Origin of the sequence: Claveliimonas monacensis (assembly GCF_014982975.1) — a bacterium.
In the GTDB taxonomy this organism is placed as follows: Bacteria; Bacillota; Clostridia; order Lachnospirales; family Lachnospiraceae; genus Claveliimonas; species Claveliimonas monacensis.
In genome coordinates this window covers 116,442-134,249 of the sequence record NZ_JADCKL010000005.1, presented here as the reverse complement: position 1 = coordinate 134,249, position 17,808 = coordinate 116,442, and the positions used below count along the sequence as shown (strand labels likewise).

11 protein-coding genes are annotated in these 17,808 nt (G+C 52.9%); all 11 read left to right on the top strand.

All coding sequences use genetic code 11. From position 1 onward, the window contains the following. Window positions 1–4: 4 nt before the first annotated feature. The 11 genes from INF30_RS08600 to INF30_RS08550 all read left to right on the top strand — a co-directional run bounded on the left by INF30_RS08600 (window position 5) and on the right by INF30_RS08550 (window position 17,691). The gene (locus tag INF30_RS08600) at window positions 5–640 is read left to right on the top strand and encodes an endonuclease III domain-containing protein (RefSeq protein ID WP_226394893.1); all 636 of its coding nucleotides are present in this window, start codon (window positions 5–7) and stop codon (window positions 638–640) included. 93 nt (window positions 641–733) lie between these two features. Next, window positions 734–3,025 carry an adenosylcobalamin-dependent ribonucleoside-diphosphate reductase gene (locus tag INF30_RS08595; protein ID WP_226394892.1) on the top strand — a complete coding sequence of 764 codons (2,292 nt, stop codon included), beginning with the start codon at window positions 734–736 and terminating at the stop codon, window positions 3,023–3,025. A 120-nt stretch (window positions 3,026–3,145) separates the two neighbouring features. Further along, window positions 3,146–4,015, top strand: coding sequence for a tyrosine-type recombinase/integrase (locus INF30_RS08590; RefSeq protein ID WP_226394891.1), 870 nt, complete (start codon window positions 3,146–3,148; stop codon window positions 4,013–4,015). Between the two features lie 314 nt (window positions 4,016–4,329). Further along, window positions 4,330–8,502, top strand: a complete 4,173-nt coding sequence (locus tag INF30_RS08585; protein ID WP_226394890.1) for a SpaA isopeptide-forming pilin-related protein — start codon at window positions 4,330–4,332, stop codon at window positions 8,500–8,502. Between the two features lie 95 nt (window positions 8,503–8,597). Further along, window positions 8,598–10,178 carry a SpaH/EbpB family LPXTG-anchored major pilin gene (locus INF30_RS08580; RefSeq protein ID WP_226394889.1) on the top strand — a complete coding sequence of 527 codons (1,581 nt, stop codon included), beginning with the start codon at window positions 8,598–8,600 and terminating at the stop codon, window positions 10,176–10,178. Between the two features lie 33 nt (window positions 10,179–10,211). Continuing rightward, window positions 10,212–11,114, top strand: a complete 903-nt coding sequence (locus tag INF30_RS08575) for a class C sortase (protein WP_226394888.1) — start codon at window positions 10,212–10,214, stop codon at window positions 11,112–11,114. A 37-nt stretch (window positions 11,115–11,151) separates the two neighbouring features. After that, a complete protein-coding gene (locus tag INF30_RS08570) occupies window positions 11,152–12,069 on the top strand; it encodes a class C sortase (RefSeq protein WP_226394887.1) in 918 nt (305 codons plus the stop codon). Next, entirely contained in the window at window positions 12,066–13,040 is a 975-nt protein-coding gene (locus INF30_RS08565) for a transcriptional regulator (RefSeq protein ID WP_191384140.1), read from the top strand. Before INF30_RS08570 ends, INF30_RS08565 begins: the two co-directional genes overlap by 4 nt. A 127-nt stretch (window positions 13,041–13,167) precedes the next feature. Further along, the gene (locus tag INF30_RS08560) at window positions 13,168–15,000 is read left to right on the top strand and encodes an NAD(P)-binding protein (protein ID WP_076779227.1); all 1,833 of its coding nucleotides are present in this window, start codon (window positions 13,168–13,170) and stop codon (window positions 14,998–15,000) included. After that, window positions 14,994–16,736 (top strand): [FeFe] hydrogenase, group A, encoded by a 1,743-nt coding sequence (locus tag INF30_RS08555; protein WP_226394886.1) that lies wholly within the window; start codon window positions 14,994–14,996, stop codon window positions 16,734–16,736. The genes INF30_RS08560 and INF30_RS08555 overlap by 7 nt, the downstream gene beginning before the upstream one ends. Window positions 16,737–16,839: 103 nt before the next feature. Continuing rightward, complete coding sequence (locus INF30_RS08550; RefSeq protein WP_226394885.1) at window positions 16,840–17,691, top strand: MurR/RpiR family transcriptional regulator; 852 nt, start codon at window positions 16,840–16,842, stop codon at window positions 17,689–17,691. Window positions 17,692–17,808 lie beyond the last annotated feature (117 nt).

Below are 17,808 nucleotides of genomic sequence, written 5' to 3'. Positions count from 1 at the left end.
ACAGATGACAAAGAAGCAGAGAGCCCTGGAAGTGATCGAGAGGCTGAAAAAAGAATATCCGGACGCAGGCTGCACCCTGGACTATGATCAGGCCTGGAAGCTCCTTGTGAGTGTGCGGCTGGCAGCCCAGTGCACGGACGAGAGAGTCAACAAGATCGTGGAAGTCTTATATGAAAAGTATCCCACTGTGGACGCCCTGGCAGATGCGGATGTGGCGGATATTGAGGAGATCGTGCGCCCCTGCGGGCTTGGAAAGAGCAAGGCCAGGGACATCAGCGCCTGCATGAAGATTTTAAAGGAAGAGTACGGCGGCAAAGTGCCGGACGACTTTGACGCTCTCCTTGCGCTGCCCGGTGTGGGACGGAAAAGCGCCAACCTGATCATGGGGGATGTATTCGGAAAACCTGCCATTGTGACAGACACCCACTGCATCCGGCTCACCAACCGGATCGGGCTGGTGGACGGCATCAAGGAGCCCAAAAAAGTGGAGATGGCTCTCTGGAAGATCATTCCCCCGGAGGAGGGAAGCGACCTGTGCCACCGGCTTGTGTACCATGGACGGGATGTGTGTACGGCAAGGACAAAGCCCTACTGCGACAGGTGCTGCCTGGAGGATATCTGCAAGAAGCAGGGCGTATAGATAAAGTGCAGATAATGTATAATGTATACTTGAAAAGCACATGATATAGTGGTATTCTGGTATAGCTGAATACGAAAAAAGGAGAAACGTGGAATGACTGTAGAAGAATGGCTGGGCGAAGAAAATCAACTCGGCACGGACATATGGACAAAGAAATACTGCAACGAGGGAGAGAGCTTCGATGAGTGGGTAGGGCGCATCAGCGGCGGAAATGAAGAGATCGCCCGGTATATCCGCGAGAAAAAGTTCCTGTTCGGGGGCAGGATCCTGTCCAACAGGGGATTGGACAAGGAAGGCAGGAAGGTAACCTACTCCAACTGCTACGTGGTGGACCCGCCGGAGGATAATATTGAGAGCATCTTTGACTGCGCCAAAAAGCTGGCGCGGACCTACAGCTACGGCGGAGGCTGCGGGGTGGATATCTCAAGATTAAGCCCGAGAGGGGCGCGCATCAACAATGCGGCAAAAGAGACAAGCGGTTCGGTTTCTTTTATGGAGCTCTACTCCCTTGTGACAGCGCTGATCGGACAGAACGGAAGACGCGGAGCGCTGATGATCTCCATCGACTGCTCTCATCCGGATGTGGAGGAGTTCATTGATCTGAAGACAGATCTGGAGAAAGTGACAAAGGCCAACATTTCCGTCCGCATTCACGAGGACTTTATGGAGGCAGTAAAGAAGAACGAGGACTATCTCCTTCACTATACAAGGCAGGCCACAGGACAGGTGATCGAGAAGCAGGTCAATGCCAGGGATCTGTTCCGCAAGATCGCGGAGACAAACTGGGACTATGCAGAGCCGGGCGCTCTGTTCTGGGACCGCATTGAGGGCTGGAACCTTCTCAGCAACACAAAGGAGTTCTCCTACGCCGGAGTCAACCCCTGCGCGGAGGAGCCTCTTCCGGCAGGAGGAAGCTGCCTGCTGGGAAGCATCAACCTTTCCGCCTTTGTGACAGACCCATTCACAGATCATGCGCAGTTTGACTTCGAGGGTCTGAAACACTGCGTGGAAGTATCTGTGGGAGCTTTGAACGAAGTGCTGGAGGAAGGACTCCCCCTGCATCCTCTGCAGGAGCAGCAGGAGAGCGTGGCAAAGTGGCGTCAGATCGGACTTGGCATCATGGGGCTTGCAGACTGTCTCATCAAGCTGGGACTTGCCTACGGCGAGGAGGATGCTGTGGTCATGTGCGACAAGATCGGATTTGCCATGGCAGATTCAGCGATCGCCGCCTCTGCAAAGCTGGCCAAAGAGAAGGGCGCTTACCCGGCCTGTGAGATCGATGAGGTTATGAGCACCCCCTATTTCCTGGCAAACACGACAGAGAAGACAAGGGAGCTGGTGAAAAAGTACGGGCTTCGCAACTCCCAGCTTCTGACCATCGCGCCCACGGGAACATTGTCCACCATGCTGGGCATTTCCGGAGGCATTGAGCCGGTTTATGCAAATTACTATGAGAGAAAGACAGAGTCTCTCCACGGCACAGACGTTTACTATAAGGTATACACAAAGATCGTGGAAACTTACATGAAGCAGTTTGGCATCAAGAGCGACGCGGAGCTGCCGGACTACTTTGTGACAGCCATGACACTGGATTACCGTCAGAGGATCGACATGCAGTCCATCTGGCAGCAGCATATCGACGCCTCCATCAGCTCCACAGTAAACGTGCCTAACGGATTCACGGTGGAGGAGACGGAAGGCCTCTACATGTACGCCTACGAGAAAGGGCTGAAGGGCATTACCATTTTCCGGGATGGCTGCAAGAGGATCGGCATCCTCAACACAGATATGAAGAAAGAGAAGAAGGAAGTCACCGCAGGCGAGGGGCTGAAGAGAGGCGAGATCCTTCTTGTCACAGACGACGTGGTAGGCAAGAAGCGCAAGCTGGTGACAGGATGCGGAAGCCTGCACTGTATCGCCCTGTTTGATCCCAACACAGGAGCTCTTCTGGAGACTTACTTAAGCAAGGGCTCCACAGGCGGATGCAACAACTTCATGGTGGGCCTGTCCCGTATGATCTCCATCAGCGCAAGAGGCGGCATCAGCATTGAGACCATTGTGGATCAGCTGAATTCCAGCGGCTCCTGCCCATCCTACACGGCAAGAAGGGTGACAAGGAAAGATACAAGCAGGGGCGCCTGCTGTCCTATGGCTGTGGGCAACGCGCTCATGGATATGTACAATGAGATGCAGGAGGAGCTGGCCGCGAAAGAGAACTGCGAGGCAGAAAAGCCGGTGAAGAAGGTCAAGAAGGTCCCGAAGCCGAAGGCAGTGTCCACGGAGATGGACAAGGATAAAATGTACTGCCCGGAGTGCGGGGAGCCTCTTGTATTTGAGGAAGGATGCAATATCTGCAAGAGCTGCGGATGGAGCAAGTGCCATTAAAAGTGAAGATGAGATGAAAGTAATTGCGCAGTGTACACGCTGCGCAATTATTTTTTTGTCAAGGGGTATGGTATTGTACTGAGAAACAGATACTAAAGAAAAAAGAAAGAGGAACAATTTATGGAAAAAAAGACATTCAGGATCAGAAAGCATGATATGGAGAACTTCCGGGAATACCTGCAGGAGAAGGAAAATTCTTCTGCGACTATAGAAAAATATACAAGAGACATGAAAAAATTTTGGGGATTTTGCGGCGGAGACCAGGAGATAGGGAAGGAAAGACTGCTGGAATACAAGGAGTGGCTGATGAACAGCTATTCCGTGAACAGCGCTAATTCTATGATAGCGGCACTGAATCAGTTTCTTGTGTTTATCGGCATGGAGCGCCTGCGGATAAAACGTATACGCATGCAGAGGGCGGATATACAAAGAAGTGGAAAGCATCTGGACAGAGAAGAGTTCCGTCGCCTGGTACGGACAGCCCGGGCAGAGGGCAAAGACCAGCTTGCCATGATCATGGAGACCATGTGCGCCACCGGCATACGGGTGAGTGAACTGAAATTCTTTAAAGTGGAAAGCATAAAGAGCGGCATTGTGCGGGTGTGGAACAAAGGGAAATACAGGGTAGTGATCATCCCGGCGGCGCTGAGGAAAAGACTTCTTTTATATATTTTATATATAAGTAAGAACCATATCCGGTCCGGACTTATCTTCTGTACACGTACGGGAAAGGAAAAAAACAGGTCCAATATATGGAAAGAGATGAAGCGGATCGCAGATAAGGCAGGCATTGCGCTGGAAAAGGTCTTTCCCCACAACCTGAGGCATCTGTTTGCAAGAACCTTTTATAAAGTGACAAAGAATCTTCTGAATCTGGCGGATATACTGGGACACAGCAGCCTGGAAGTCACAAGAAACTATGCGTCGGATGGGATCAATGAGTGGAAGAGAAATCTGGAAAAAATAGAACTGCTTGAAAATGCAACATAACATTAATTATGTAGTAAATGTAATCTCCTGAAGGATAAAAACCAATTAACATTTTTTATTCTATAATATACGATTTCAAAAGTCAATCCTTTCAGAAGAACAGACAGAAGCAGGCTATAAGCAGTGCATCTACATATCTATTACCTTGGTATTCGCAGAGGTCCCTTTTCTCCTAATAAGCTTTTTATGCTCTGGCGGCTTCGCTATAAAACGATTTACAGGGACCCCTTCTGGCAAAAGGAATATTTACTACATAATTAATGTTATGTAGTTGTGTTCCTGAAATGAGAGAACAATAAAGGAGTGATAGGTAAATGAGGAAGTGCAGAAGACGCCTGACTGCCAGTCTGCTTGCGCTCACACTTCTCCTTTCATCCGGCGGCATATCTGCACTGGCTGAGGGAGAGACCGGGCAGAGCGCTGCGGGCGGACAGAAGACAGAGGGCGTAACGCAGGATGGAGCGGAGCAGGGCGTAGGCCTCGGGACAGCGGAAAGTACAGAATCTGCCACGGAAGAGCAGCCGGCGGGAGAGACAGAGCAGTCCGATACCGGCGCAGCAACAGTGACAACCATCTCTGAGTGGAGCTGGGTGGACCAGGAAGGTCTCCTGCAGGAAAATGACGGAGTATGGGGAATCGGTATGCCGGGAGCCAGCGAGGAAAATCCACTGACCCAGGATGCCTTATCTTCCATGCTTCCAGCGCAGATCCAGGCAGTGACAGCAGAAGGGGAGACAGTGACACTGGATATTGCGTGGGATCTGTCGGCAGTCCCGGCAGAAGGAATCTGGAGCGGTGACCATGTGTTCACGGCAAGCCTGCCGGAGGGCTATCAGATGGCGGAAGGCGTAAGCGGACTGAGTGTGACAGTACAGCTCGGGGAAGCAGAGCTGCATGCTGTTGGCCAGGACATCCTGGAGGCCAACACAGTAGAAGGCAAAACGCCCCAGGGGACGACGATCAATGTGTTTGACTATTGGCTGGATGAACAGGATGCCAGCGATAAGAGCAACCCTGAGAGTTATTTCGATAAGGGGATCAACAGTGGAAAAGTATTGAAATTTGGGAAAGGTATAGGAACAGATAGCAATACTTCAGAAAGTCATCTGGATAAAAACAATGTAAATGATTGGACCAGCAGCAAGGCAGTGCGCCCGGGAATTGTCAGCTCTACCCTGAGTGATGGTTACCCGGTCCTGAACGAGGATAAACTGGACGGTACTTCGCTTGCCTATCTTTTTGATCCGCTGCTCGAGCATGACGGCAAAGCTTCTTATCCCAATGCATCAGGGCTGCTCCAGGTGGATGATGAGGGATATTTCTATTATAACAGCCAGAAGAACTTCGCAGAGCTGGATCGGGCGACCAAAGAATTTACCTTATATGATACCTGGGCCGTCTACGCAAAAGGAGGCTCGCCGGATGGCCAGTTCTTCCCGTTTGATTCGGGCGCTGAGGTGTTTGAAGCGGCGGGAGACGGAGGCATCCAGGCCAGCAATGTGAATTCAGTAGAGGAGTATGACTCCGGGGAGAACGCAGGACAGCAATATCCCGGAGTATCGATCAATCACTATTTTGGACTGACCATGACAACCCGTTTTGTCCAGCGGTATGGAGGCTATACAGACGAAGACCCGACTGATAAAGTAACCTATGAATTCAGCGGCGATGATGACGTATGGGTATTTATCGATGATGTCCTGGTGGCTGACCTGGGAGGGATTCATGACGCGGCCTCGCTGGAGATTGATTTTAGCAGTGGCAAGATTTCCGTTAATGGCAGTGAGACGGGAACCCTGAAGAGTATGTACGAGAAGGCTGACAGAGCTGGCCAGACAACCTGGCAGGAGAATACATTTGCAGACAATACCTATCACACGTTGAAATTTTTCTATCTGGAACGCGGGAACACAGACTCTAATATGCTTTTGAAGTTTAACCTGGTGACTATACCGGAAAGTGGGATCATCAAAGTGGACCAGGTGGGGAACCACATACCGGGTGCGGCCTTTACGTTGTATGAGGCTGATGAGGAATATAATAAGAGGGAGCAAATCTGCAGCGGCGTGACAGATGAGAATGGAGAACTGGTCTTTGTGGATGACCTGGGAATGCCTGTCAGCCTGGAGGATTTGTACAGCGATGGTATCCGGTATATGGTTCTGGAGGAAGGGACGCCACCCTCGGGATACAGGAAGTCCGGAGACATGAAGCTCCGCTTTGAAGAGTCAGGGAATGTGGATGTGGTCCTGCTTTCATCCAATCAGTGGGAAACCGGCTCTTACGCCAATGCGAAGGTAACGGCGCAGACCGGAGCAGAGATAGCTTTATCAGATGGAACAAAGGTGGATATGGATACCAACGGGGGGACCTTGTTCGCGGTTGTCCTGCAGAGACAGGATATGAGTGCCGGGCTGAGCGAAGCGGGAAATTGGAAAGCTGTTTCCGGCAATCCGGAAACTGGCTGGAAGGTGGCTCAGGACAGCTCCCTGGAAAGTATCATTAAAGCTGCAAAAGAAAGCCCGTATAGGTTTACTGTTACGGCCAGCGGCGCATATGAAGTGAATGTAGAAAATGTACCGGGGGACATTACAAAATACTATTATATGCTGTCTGAGGGAAACAAAAACGAGGCGGAATATACCATCGGCTATTTCTATACAACAGCGACAACAATAAGCGACGCTGCTGCTGATAATACAAAGCTTGTGGATAGCGATGGATTTGCGAGGGTATTCTCTGTGAATCTCTATGTGCCCAATATACAGAACAACCTGTATGTACAGAAGCTGGATGAAAACGGGATGCCTGTCTCGGCTGCTGGTGGAAAGACAGCGACTTTTGCCCTGTATCATGCGGAAGATGTGGTTGTGAAAGACGATGGTACATATACTTCTCCTAGCGCAGCAGAGCCGGCATATACGCAGGCCACCAGCGACATGACAGTTCCTCTTGAGCTGACGGGAGGGGCCATGTTCAGCAAGATCCCGCTGGGAGAATACTATCTGATAGAGACAGATGCCCCCGAGGGATACAGGGCATCGGAGAAGGCAGTCCATGTGATCGTTGACAATACGGGCGTCTATGCGGATGCAGGTACAGACACAGATGAAATCAGTGTACGCAGAGGAGTCGGCTCGATCGTGAGGAGCATGCTCCAGTTCGCTACAGATGATGATGTAGATGCCACGCTCCATGACATCAAGACAGAGCTGGTCAGCGGGACCTTGGGGAACGGGACTTTTGCCTGGGGTGACTGGGATAAAGACACTGGCAATGACCTTCATCTTCAGTTCCAGAATACGCATGAAGCTCTGGAGTATGGGACTCTAAGCGAAGAAGGAGATCCTTATTTTGAAGTGGAGGGCGGATGGTCAAAGCTGCTTGTAAGGCAGTGCTTAGCACACCAGAGCGATGAGGGGATCAAAGGGAACAAGACAGACCTGAATGACGAGGATCTGACCAATCTTTTCTCAGGCACCGTGACTGTGTGTGTGGAGAATCGCAGGATAAACAGTCTGACGCTCAGCAAAACGGTAGTGGATGAGAGCGGGGTGGTTGAGAAGGACCAGGAGTTTACCTTTACAATTACCCTGAAAGATACGAAGGGTCAACCTTTAACTGGTGGATTTGCAGCAGAAGGGTCAGGGGCGCCTGATCCTGCAACAGTTCAGTTTACAGAGGGTGTGGCGACGGTGACTCTTACAGACGGACAAAGCATCACGATCACAGGCCTGCCCACAGGCGCAAAGGTCCTGATAACAGAAGAGGATATACAGGGGCAGACATATGACACAACGTATGTTGTGGGAGACGGAACTGCTGAAGAAGGGAAAGAGACAGGAGAGCTTGTCATTACCGACATCGGCAGCGTAAACGTGGCGTTTACAAATACATATGTACCGACAGCGGATTTTGGCTTTACGAAGACGGATAAAGGCGGCATGGATGAGGGCACTCATCTTTCCGGGGCAGTGTTTGCAATATACCAGCTGACCTGTACAGATCCCTCCCACGGGCATAAAGACAGCCTGATAGAAATAGCTGATGCAGAAACAGGCAAAATAGCTACAGATTATGAGAATGCCAGCTGCTGGAAGCTGATAGAGGTAGTGACTTCGGGCAAAGACGGCCGGGTCACCTTTGAGGAGCTCCGCATAGATGCCTCTGAGTATCGGCTTGTGGAGCTGACAGCGCCCGATGGATATACACTGCCTGGGGGCCAGTGGAGGATTGCCTATGATACGGATAGCAAGTCCTTTGGACCGGTAGACAGTGAAAGCGCTGTAGGCAATCCGCCAGCGATCGGGACCAGCGAAGAAGGGTACTATATCATGAACTACAAGCCCGGTGAGCTGCCCTTCTCCGGAAACACCGGGATCAGGCTGTTCTTAATAGTCGGCGGCATCCTGATGGCAGCCGGGGCTGCGGGAGCTGCCTGGCATCTCAGGAGAAGGGGAAGATTTGCCCAGGAAATGACAGGATAAGCGGTGGATATGGGCGGGAGCGCCGCCCTTAAAATAGATGTCCATAAAAGCAGAAAATAGAAAAGAAAGTGAAGCAAAAAGGGGGAATCCTAAAAATGAAAAAGAAATCCAAAGCGGCAAGAGTCCTGGCGTTGTGCCTGGCAATAGTGATGATACTCTCAATGAGCATGACGGCGTTTGCTGTAACCAGCAGTGACAAAGAGACGATTACGGTAAACGGCCTGGAGACCGAGCAGAGTGTCACGGTACATGCGTACAAGATCATTGATGTAAATGTGGATAATGCGTCAGAACAGCCCACCTATCCCATGTACACATGGGCAGATGAAGTGGCTGACTGGGTGGCGCAGCATTATCCAGGCTATATTGATAGAAATGTGGATAACGCGGTAAAAGATATTTTCGGTTTGGACGGTACTGTGACTGCAGATGAGCAGTCAGGTTTCCTGGAGAGCATGGCAGCGACTATACGGTCGGGGGGGGAAATCCACCTTTCTGAAGCCGCACAGGAGACCGGCAAAGGCAGCGTTACCTTTGCTGATATGACAATGGGCGAGTACATCCTGCTCACAACCGGAGGGACAAGGGTTTACAGTCCCGCCACGGCGGAAGTTATCCCTGTTGAAAACAAAGGCGCATGGACGGTCCAGAGTGACGAGGTCGATATGAAAAGCGAAACACCCCCTATTGAAAAGGATGTTGCTGAGGGTGAGGATGACACGGTTGCGATCGGAGATACGGTGACTTATCAGATTTCTGCGACTGTTCCGGATTACCCGGAGGGAGCAACAAATCTTACGTTCTACATCAGGGACAGCCTGGGAGAAGGCTTTGATTACTCGGGAGATAATTCCATTCGTGTCTATGAGACGAGTATTTCACAGGATAATCTTTTGACAGCGGGCACAGACTACAGGGTGGCAGCTCCTGTTCCGGATGGAAGCACGTTCCAGATCAACTTTACAGATACCTATGTTAGGGGGAATCCGGGGGTTAAAATTTATGTTACCTACACGGCTGTTGTAAACGAAAAGGCCTTTGTGGAAGACGCGCTCGGAAATGATGCCTTCCTCGGGCTTGCCAATGACCCATATGGAGATGACAGCTATGAGACACCTACAGATAAGGACGTCTATACATACGGCATCCAGTTTGACAAAGTGGATAAAGAGGGAGATGCGCTTTCAGGTGCAGAGTTTACACTTTCTGCCGCTGACGGCAGAGTGTTGACATTCACTGAGACTTCCACGGGCGGCATATATGATTATGATCCGGACAGTGGGAATACAACATTGACAGTTCCGCAGGACGGGTCTTTACAGGTCCAGGGCCTTGATGTCGGGACATACACTCTGAAAGAGACAAAGGCGCCGGATAACTGTGTACTGCCGACAGGAGTGATCACGATCGTGCTTGGTGATGTGGATGAAGACGGAAGGCTGGATGCTGGCACCTCATCTGCGACAGCCGATGGGACAGCGACTATCTATGGAACGGTTTCGCTCGATACGAATAAGATTACTTTTGATGTCCAGAATATCAGTTCTGACGAGGCAGGCTTCAACCTTCCCAAAACAGGCGGCATGGGAACTCTTATATTCACCATCGCAGGTATCATCCTCATGGCTGGCGCAGTTACCATGATCACTGTGATCGCGAGAAAGAAGAAAGCGTAAGTGTAAAAGACTGAAAAACCGGGTTTATCTGACATGAACGAATATAAGACGACTGAAAAAAAGAAGAACCCTTTATTCCTCCTGGCGCCTCTGCTGCTTTTTGCAGCAGGCGCCGGGATTTTCCTTTATCCGGCCATCAGTAACATGCTGGCGGAGCGGCAGCAGGAGAAGGTGATCCGTACCTACCAGGCGAAGGTAAGTGAGATGGACCAGGCGCAGATCGACGCGGCGTGGGCGGAGGCGGAGGAGTACAACGAGAACCTGGCGGGGGATCCGGTCCATGACCCCTTTGTCATGGGCAGCGGCTATGTCCTTCCGGATAACTACAGCCAGGTGCTCAACATCAACGGAGACGGCGTCATGGGATACGTGGATATCCCGGAGATAGACGTGTATCTTCCCATTTATCATGGGACAAGTGAGGAAGTGCTGGCCGAGGGGGCCGGGCATCTGGAGATGACGGCTCTGCCCATCGGCGGGCTGGACCGGCATTCTGTCATCAGCGCCCACAGGGGACTGCCCAGCGCGGAGCTCTTTACCCGCCTGGATGAGATGGAGACAGGGGACCGGTTCTATATCCATGTGCTGGACCAGACGCTGGCTTACGAGGTGGACCAGATCGAGGTCATCGAGCCGGAGGAACTGTCCCTGCTGCAGCCGGAGGAGGACAGGGACCTGGTCACGCTCCTGACGTGCACGCCCTACGCGGTCAACACCCACCGCCTCCTTGTACGGGGGACCAGAGTACCCTATGAGGAAACGGAGGCAGAGGACAGCAGCAGGACAGCAGACCAGGGCAGAGGCTGGCTGGATACATACCTGCACGCGATCCTCCTGGGGCTTCTTCTCCTGGCGGCCATTGCGGCGGCTGTCTTCTTTGCAAAAAGGAGAAGAGGAAAACGGCGGGGGAGAAAGAGACGCAGGAGAAGACAGTGACATGCGGTGATATGCGGTGACAGAAAGGACGGTTGGGATGAAAAGAGTCATATTTACCACGCTGGCTGTGCTGCTGTTCCTGGCGGGAGCCTCGCTGCTCCTGTATCCCCACGCAAGGAGCCTCATGTCAGAGTATGAAAACGGGCAGGAGATCAGCCGTTTTCAGGATGAGAAGCTCCGGATAGAGCAGGGGAGCGGACAGGAAGGGAGTACAGGGACAGACTATGGCGGGCTTCTGCAGCAGATGCAGGAATACAACGCCAGTATCTATGAAAACGGCCAGAGCGGCCTGGTGGACGCCTGGAGCTATGAACAGAACCCCTTTGATCTCCAGGCGTCCGGGCTCCCTGACGACATGGTGGGCTACATTACCATCGACGCCATGAACCTTCGGATGCCCCTGTATGTGGGCGCCAGCCGGGAGAACATGCTGAAGGGGGCGGTGGTGCTGGGGCAGACCAGCATGCCCATAGGCGGGGAGAATACCAACTGCGTCATCGCAGCCCACCGGGGCAACGGGGGAATCCCCATGTTCCGGGAGATCGAGGTGCTGCAGGCGGGAGACAAGGTGGAGATCACCAACCTCTGGGAGACGATAGAGTATCAGGTAGAAAAATGTATCGTCATTGAACCGGACGACGTGGATGCGGTAAAGATCCTGCCGGGGGAGGACATGGTCACCCTGATCACCTGTCATCCCTACCCCCAGAATTACCAGAGATATGTGGTGTACTGCAAAAGAGCGGGAGAAGGACAGGCAGACGGTGATGAGGAGCTGCAGGCAAGGCTGGGAGACGGACTTCCCTATGAGTCCTCGGAGGAGGATATAAGGACAGAGCAGATGTTAAATCTCATTGCCCTGGGAGGTCTTTTGACAGTCTTTCTCTTGGCGGTGATATTTCTTTTCACACGGAGGAAGAAGAAAAAGAGAAAGAGAAAGAGAAGGGACAGATGAGGAAGCAGGCATATAAGAAGGATCTGACGGGGCAGCGCTTCGGGCACCTGACTGTCCTGGAAAAGACGGACAGGACTGAGCAGAAATACAGAGTGTGGAGATGCCGCTGCGACTGTGGGCAGGAGATTTTTGTCAATACCAAGCGGCTGAAGAACGGGACCGTGGCGGACTGCGGGTGCATCCCCAGGAGCAGTGCCCGCAGGGGGAGCATTGCCGAGGACCTGACGGGGCGCGTGTTCGGGCACCTGACTGTGCTGGGCAGGGCGGAGAACAAGTATGGCCGGACCTGCTGGCTGTGCAGGTGTGACTGCGGAAATGAGAAGGCTGTGACTGCCCGGGACCTGAAAGCGGGAAAGGTGAAGAGCTGTGGTTGCCGCTCCCATGAGCACGGACATAACAGAGTGGACCTGACCGGGCGGAAATTCGGCAGGCTGACAGCTCTGCGCCCAACAGACAGGCGGGACCGGAAGGGCTCTGTATACTGGGAGTGTCAGTGTGACTGCGGCAGGGTGGCGGAAGTGACAGAGGACGCGCTCGTGCGGGAAAGCGTCATGAGCTGCGGCTGCCTGAGAAATGAGAACAGGAGTAAGATACGTGAGAAGCTGCACCGCATTGACGGTACCTGTGTGGAAATCCTTGAGAAGAGAAAATCCAGGAAGGACAATACCAGCGGTTTCCGGGGCGTGTTCAGGACCGGGAACGGAAAATACCGGGTGAACATAGGATTTAAAGGGCAGAGATTCTATCTTGGCACGTATCAGGATTACGGGGAGGCGGTGAAGGTCCGTCTGCAGGCAGAAGAGCTCATACACGGCGGTTTTCTGGAGGCTTATTACAGATGGAAGGAAAAGGCGGCTTCTGACCCTTCCTGGGCGCTCCGGCATCCGCTGGAATTTGAGGTGGAGAAAAAGGAGGGAGAGCTTGTCATAAATGGCTCTGTAAAGGAAACAGTACCGCGGCCGGACTCTTAGCGAGACGGCCGCTTTTTTATGCTTATTTTTGTTAAAAAATCTACTTCCGGCAAATCTGGTTACAACCGGTCCGGGTAGTGTTATAATAAAAAAACTATGGGGAAACATGTCGAGAGGAGAGAAGAAAATGAGCAGACTAGAGATTAAGGCTCCAAACAGAGCCAGAATTGTCATGGAAGGTCTCTATAAAGATCTGGAGAGACGGATCGAGTCCAGTCCGCCGGGACTGTGTCCTGTGGACATGTCGAGAGCCTTCCTGGAATTGTGCCATGCCCAGACCTGCGGAAAATGCGTGCCGTGCAGGATCGGTCTTGGGCAGCTTAACCATTTTATCAAGGATGTGCTGGATGGAAAAGCCACCATGAAGACGCTGGATTACATGGAAGAGACAGCGCTCTCCATTATGGAGTCGGCGGACTGCGCCATCGGCTACGAGGCGGCCCGGATGGTCTACAAAGGGCTGATCGGATATCGGGATGACTATATTGAGCACATAAAAAATGGAAGATGTACATGCAGCTACAATCAGCCTGTGCCCTGTGTGGCACTGTGTCCGGCCCATGTGGACGTGCCCGGGTATATAGCTCTTGTAGGCGAAGGAAGATACGCAGATGCCGTGCGTCTGATCCGCAAGGACAACCCGTTCCCCACTACCTGCGGATTCATATGCGAGCATCCCTGCGAGGCAAGATGCCGCCGGAATATGGTGGACGACTCCATCAACATCCGGGGACTGAAGCGGATGGCGGCAGACTATGCGGGCGAGGTGGACCCGCCGGCATGTGCTCCTTCCACCGGAAAGCGGATCGCTGTCCTTGGAGGAGGGCCGGGAGGCTTAAGCGCGGCCTACTATCTGCAGCTTATGGGACACCAGGCTGTGGTGTACGAGATGCTGCCGAAGCTGGGAGGCATGCTGCGGTACGGCATTCCCAACTACCGGCTGCCAAAGGAGCGGCTTGAGGACGATATCAACTGTATCCTGAAGACAGGCGTACAGGTAAAATACGGCATGAAGATCGGCCAGGATATTACGATCCAGCAGCTCAGGAAGGAGTACGACGCTGTGCTCATCACCATTGGCGCCAGCACGGACAAGAAGCTGGGACTGGAGGGAGAGGACGCGGACGGCGTACTCTCGGCAGTACAGTTCCTTAGAAATGTAGGGAAGAATATCATCATGGATCTGACCGGCAAGGAAGTGGCCGTGGTAGGCGGCGGAAACGTGTCCATGGACGCTGTCCGTACAGCGAAGCGTCTGGGGGCCAAGAAAGTCAGCATTGTTTACCGGCGCCGCAGGGCAGATATGACCGCTTTGCCCCAGGAGATCGAGGGAGCCATCGCTGAGGGCGTGGAGCTGCAGACACTGAAAGCACCGGCAGCCATTGACGTGGATGAGGCGGGCCAGGTGAAGGGTCTTTATGTGACGCCCCAGATGGTCAGCGCCATCAAGGACGGCAGAGCCAGCATCCGGCCTACCGGCGAAGAGGACCTCTACATCCCCTGCGACGTGCTTATTGTAGCCATCGGCCAGAACATTGAGACGCGCCACTTTGAGGAGGCGGGCATTCCGGTAGAGAGAGGAAAGATCCGCACAAAGAGCACGGGAACCTTTGAGAATATGCCCGGCGTCTTTGCAGGCGGAGACTGCGCAAGTGGTCCGGCTTCTGTCATCACCGCCATTGCGGCCGGCAAAGTGGTGGCTGCCAATATTGACGAGTATCTGGGCTACCATCACGAGATTTCCTGTGATGTGGAGATCCCGGAACCCAATCTCTCAGACCGCTCACCGTGTGGCAGGGTCAACCTGACAGAGCGCGAGGCCTGTCTGCGGGTGAAAGACTTTGAAGGAGTCGAAAACTGTATGACGGAAAACGAGGCGAAGCAGGAGGCAGGACGGTGCCTGCGCTGCGATCATTTCGGCTACGGAATATTCAAAGGAGGGCGTGAGAGTATATGGTAAATCTGACGATTGACGGAAAGCATATTTCCGTAGAAGAAAATACAACGATCATGGAAGCGGCAAGACAGAACGGCATTCCCATCCCCAGCCTCTGTTTTCTGAAAGGGATCAATGAGATCGCGGCCTGCCGCGTCTGTGTAGTGGAACTGCAGGGGAAGGAGCGCCTGATCACATCCTGCAACAATGTGGCGGAAGAGGGCATGGTCATCTTTACCAACAGCCCGAAAGTGCGCAAGGACAGGCGGACCAATGTGGAGCTGATCCTCTCCCAGCACGACTGCCAGTGCGTCACCTGTGCCCGCAGCGGCAACTGCAGCCTGCAGAAGGTGGCCAATGATCTGAATATTATCGATCTTCCCTACCGGCAGGAGATTGACCGGAGAGAGTGGAACATGGACTTCCCGCTGATCCGCGATTCGGCAAAGTGTATCAAATGCATGCGCTGTATCCAGATCTGCGACAAGGTACAGAAGCTGTCTGTCTGGGATGTGGAGGGAACCGGCTCGCGGACCACAGTCAATGTGTCCGGGCACATGAATATCGAGGATGCTCCCTGCTCCCTGTGCGGACAGTGCATCACCCACTGCCCGGTGGGAGCCCTGCGTGAGCGGGACGACACAGAGAAAGTGTGGGATGCCCTGGCAGATGAGAAGAAGACCGTGGTTGTCCAGGTGGCGCCTGCTGTCCGCACTTCCTGGGGAGAGCAGACCGGACTTGCGCCGGAAGATGCCACCATTGGAAAGATCATGGACGCTCTGAAGAGAATGGGAGCGGACTACGTATTTGACACGGTATTTTCCGCGGACCTTACGATCATGGAGGAAGCCAACGAGTTTGTACAGAGATTTACGGCGGGGGAGCTGAAGGGGCACCCCATGTTCACCTCCTGCTGTCCGGGATGGGTGCGGTTTATCAAGTCCCAGTACCCTCATCTTGTCAGATATCTCTCCACGGCCAAGTCCCCGCAGCAGATGTTCGGGGCGGTCATGAAGACCTATTTCGCGGAGAAGATCGGAAAGAAGCCGGAGGAGATTTACACCGTGTCCGTCATGCCATGCGTGGCCAAGAAGGCCGAGCGGGAGCAGGAACTCTTCTATGAAGAGTACGCAGGACATGATGTGGATGCAGTCATTACTACAAGAGAACTGGTAAAGATGATGCGTTCTGCCCATATCAGTCCGGATACGCTGGAGGATATTCCCGGGGACTCTCCTATGCAGGAGGGAACCGGAGCGGGCGTCATCTTCGGCGTGACAGGCGGCGTTATGGAGGCGGCTCTGCGCACAGCCTATGCGATCATCACCGGGGAAAATCCGGACGCGGACGCTTTCAAGGCAGTCAGGAGTCCCGGATTTAACGCAAATGACGGTGTGGCAGAGGCAGAGCTTACCATCAATGGGATCAAAGTGCGCACGGCGGTAGTCAGCGGACTTGGAAATACCAGAACTCTTCTTGACAGAATGGAAAAAGGGGAAGTGGAGTACGATTTTGTGGAAGTCATGGCATGTCCAGGCGGCTGCGTGGGCGGCGGCGGACAGCCGATCCACGACGGTCAGGAGCTGGCCTTTGAGAGAGGAAAGCAGCTCTACCGTCTGGACAAGGATTATAAGGTGCGCTTCTCACACGAAAACCCGGATATCCTGAAGCTCTATGATGAGTATATGGGGCAGCCTATGTCACATAAAGCACATATGCTGCTGCACACAGAACACGAATGTGAGGTTAAATCTTTGTAAAATTGTAGATTTTCTACACCCTTGTCCGGCCGACAATGCTAAAATAAGACATTGAAAAAAGTCAAAAAAACGGAGCGATGTTCCGGACAAGGGAGTGACAGATATGTGGAAGACTGAACTGAGGCTCTGCTATGCCATGCTGAGCCGTAACCAGAAAAAAGCGGCAGATCTGCTTCTGGAAAATCCGGAGGCGGCCGGGAACATGACTGTGCGGGAACTGGCAGAGAGGGCCGGCGTGGGGCAGGCCACCATTATCCGCATGCTGCAGGCAGCAGGGTATGAAAGCTGGTCGGCCTTTCAGAAGACTGTGTGGCAGGAGAAGGGGCAGCAGGAACTGTCCGGTGAGCAGACCGGGCAGAAGCGTGAAAATAAGAAGTACGAGGCAGTCTTTCAGATCATACGGGATGATCTGACCATGATATCCGATATGGCAAAACACCTGGATCTCAGACAGATGGAAGAGGTGGTCAGAGTCATTAAAAAGGCCAAGATCATCGATGTATACGGGACAGACAACTCGGCCAACGCGGCGGCTGAACTTTCGGGGCGGATGCTTCATCTGGGACTTACCAGCCGGAACTACTCGGATCTGTTCTTTCAGAAAGTCAGCGCCGGGCATCTGGGGAAAAAGGACGTGGCCATCGGTTTCTCCATATCCGGAGAAACCCAGGCTGTCATAGATTCCCTGGCGGCGGCTAAGCAGGCGGGGGCAGTGACGGTGGCTGTGACAGGCGGCCAGACGTCAGAGCTGGCACGGATCGCGGATTACATTTTCATTACGCCCACGATCCATTTTTCGGAGATCAGCAGATGGATCTCATCCAGGATCTCTCAGATGGCTTTTGTGGACGCCCTGTGCGGGGCGATCATGCTCAGCGATCCGGAACGGTTTGACAGGATGCTGATACAGTCCACGAAGGAGTTTGAGCAGGATATGCATCATAAAGAAGAATAAAATGGGGAAAAGGATTTTTCGGAGCGTTGCTCCGGGAGGTCCTTTTTTTATGCTCTCCCGCAGAAAATGACTTAACGCAGACTTTACATTTCTTTGAAGATTTTTTAAAAATCATTG

Excerpts from the sequence above, each read along its gene's own strand:
- INF30_RS08600 (WP_226394893.1), top strand. The coding sequence starts at position 5 with ATGACAAAGAAGCAGAGAGCCCTGGAAGTGATCGAGAGGCTGAAAAAA.
- INF30_RS08595 (WP_226394892.1), top strand. The coding sequence starts at position 734 with ATGACTGTAGAAGAATGGCTGGGCGAAGAAAATCAACTCGGCACGGAC.
- INF30_RS08590 (WP_226394891.1), top strand. The coding sequence starts at position 3,146 with ATGGAAAAAAAGACATTCAGGATCAGAAAGCATGATATGGAGAACTTC.
- INF30_RS08585 (WP_226394890.1), top strand. The coding sequence starts at position 4,330 with ATGAGGAAGTGCAGAAGACGCCTGACTGCCAGTCTGCTTGCGCTCACA.
- INF30_RS08580 (WP_226394889.1), top strand. The coding sequence starts at position 8,598 with ATGAAAAAGAAATCCAAAGCGGCAAGAGTCCTGGCGTTGTGCCTGGCA.
- INF30_RS08575 (WP_226394888.1), top strand. The coding sequence starts at position 10,212 with ATGAACGAATATAAGACGACTGAAAAAAAGAAGAACCCTTTATTCCTC.
- INF30_RS08570 (WP_226394887.1), top strand. The coding sequence starts at position 11,152 with ATGAAAAGAGTCATATTTACCACGCTGGCTGTGCTGCTGTTCCTGGCG.
- INF30_RS08565 (WP_191384140.1), top strand. The coding sequence starts at position 12,066 with ATGAGGAAGCAGGCATATAAGAAGGATCTGACGGGGCAGCGCTTCGGG.
- INF30_RS08560 (WP_076779227.1), top strand. The coding sequence starts at position 13,168 with ATGAGCAGACTAGAGATTAAGGCTCCAAACAGAGCCAGAATTGTCATG.
- INF30_RS08555 (WP_226394886.1), top strand. The coding sequence starts at position 14,994 with ATGGTAAATCTGACGATTGACGGAAAGCATATTTCCGTAGAAGAAAAT.
- INF30_RS08550 (WP_226394885.1), top strand. The coding sequence starts at position 16,840 with ATGTGGAAGACTGAACTGAGGCTCTGCTATGCCATGCTGAGCCGTAAC.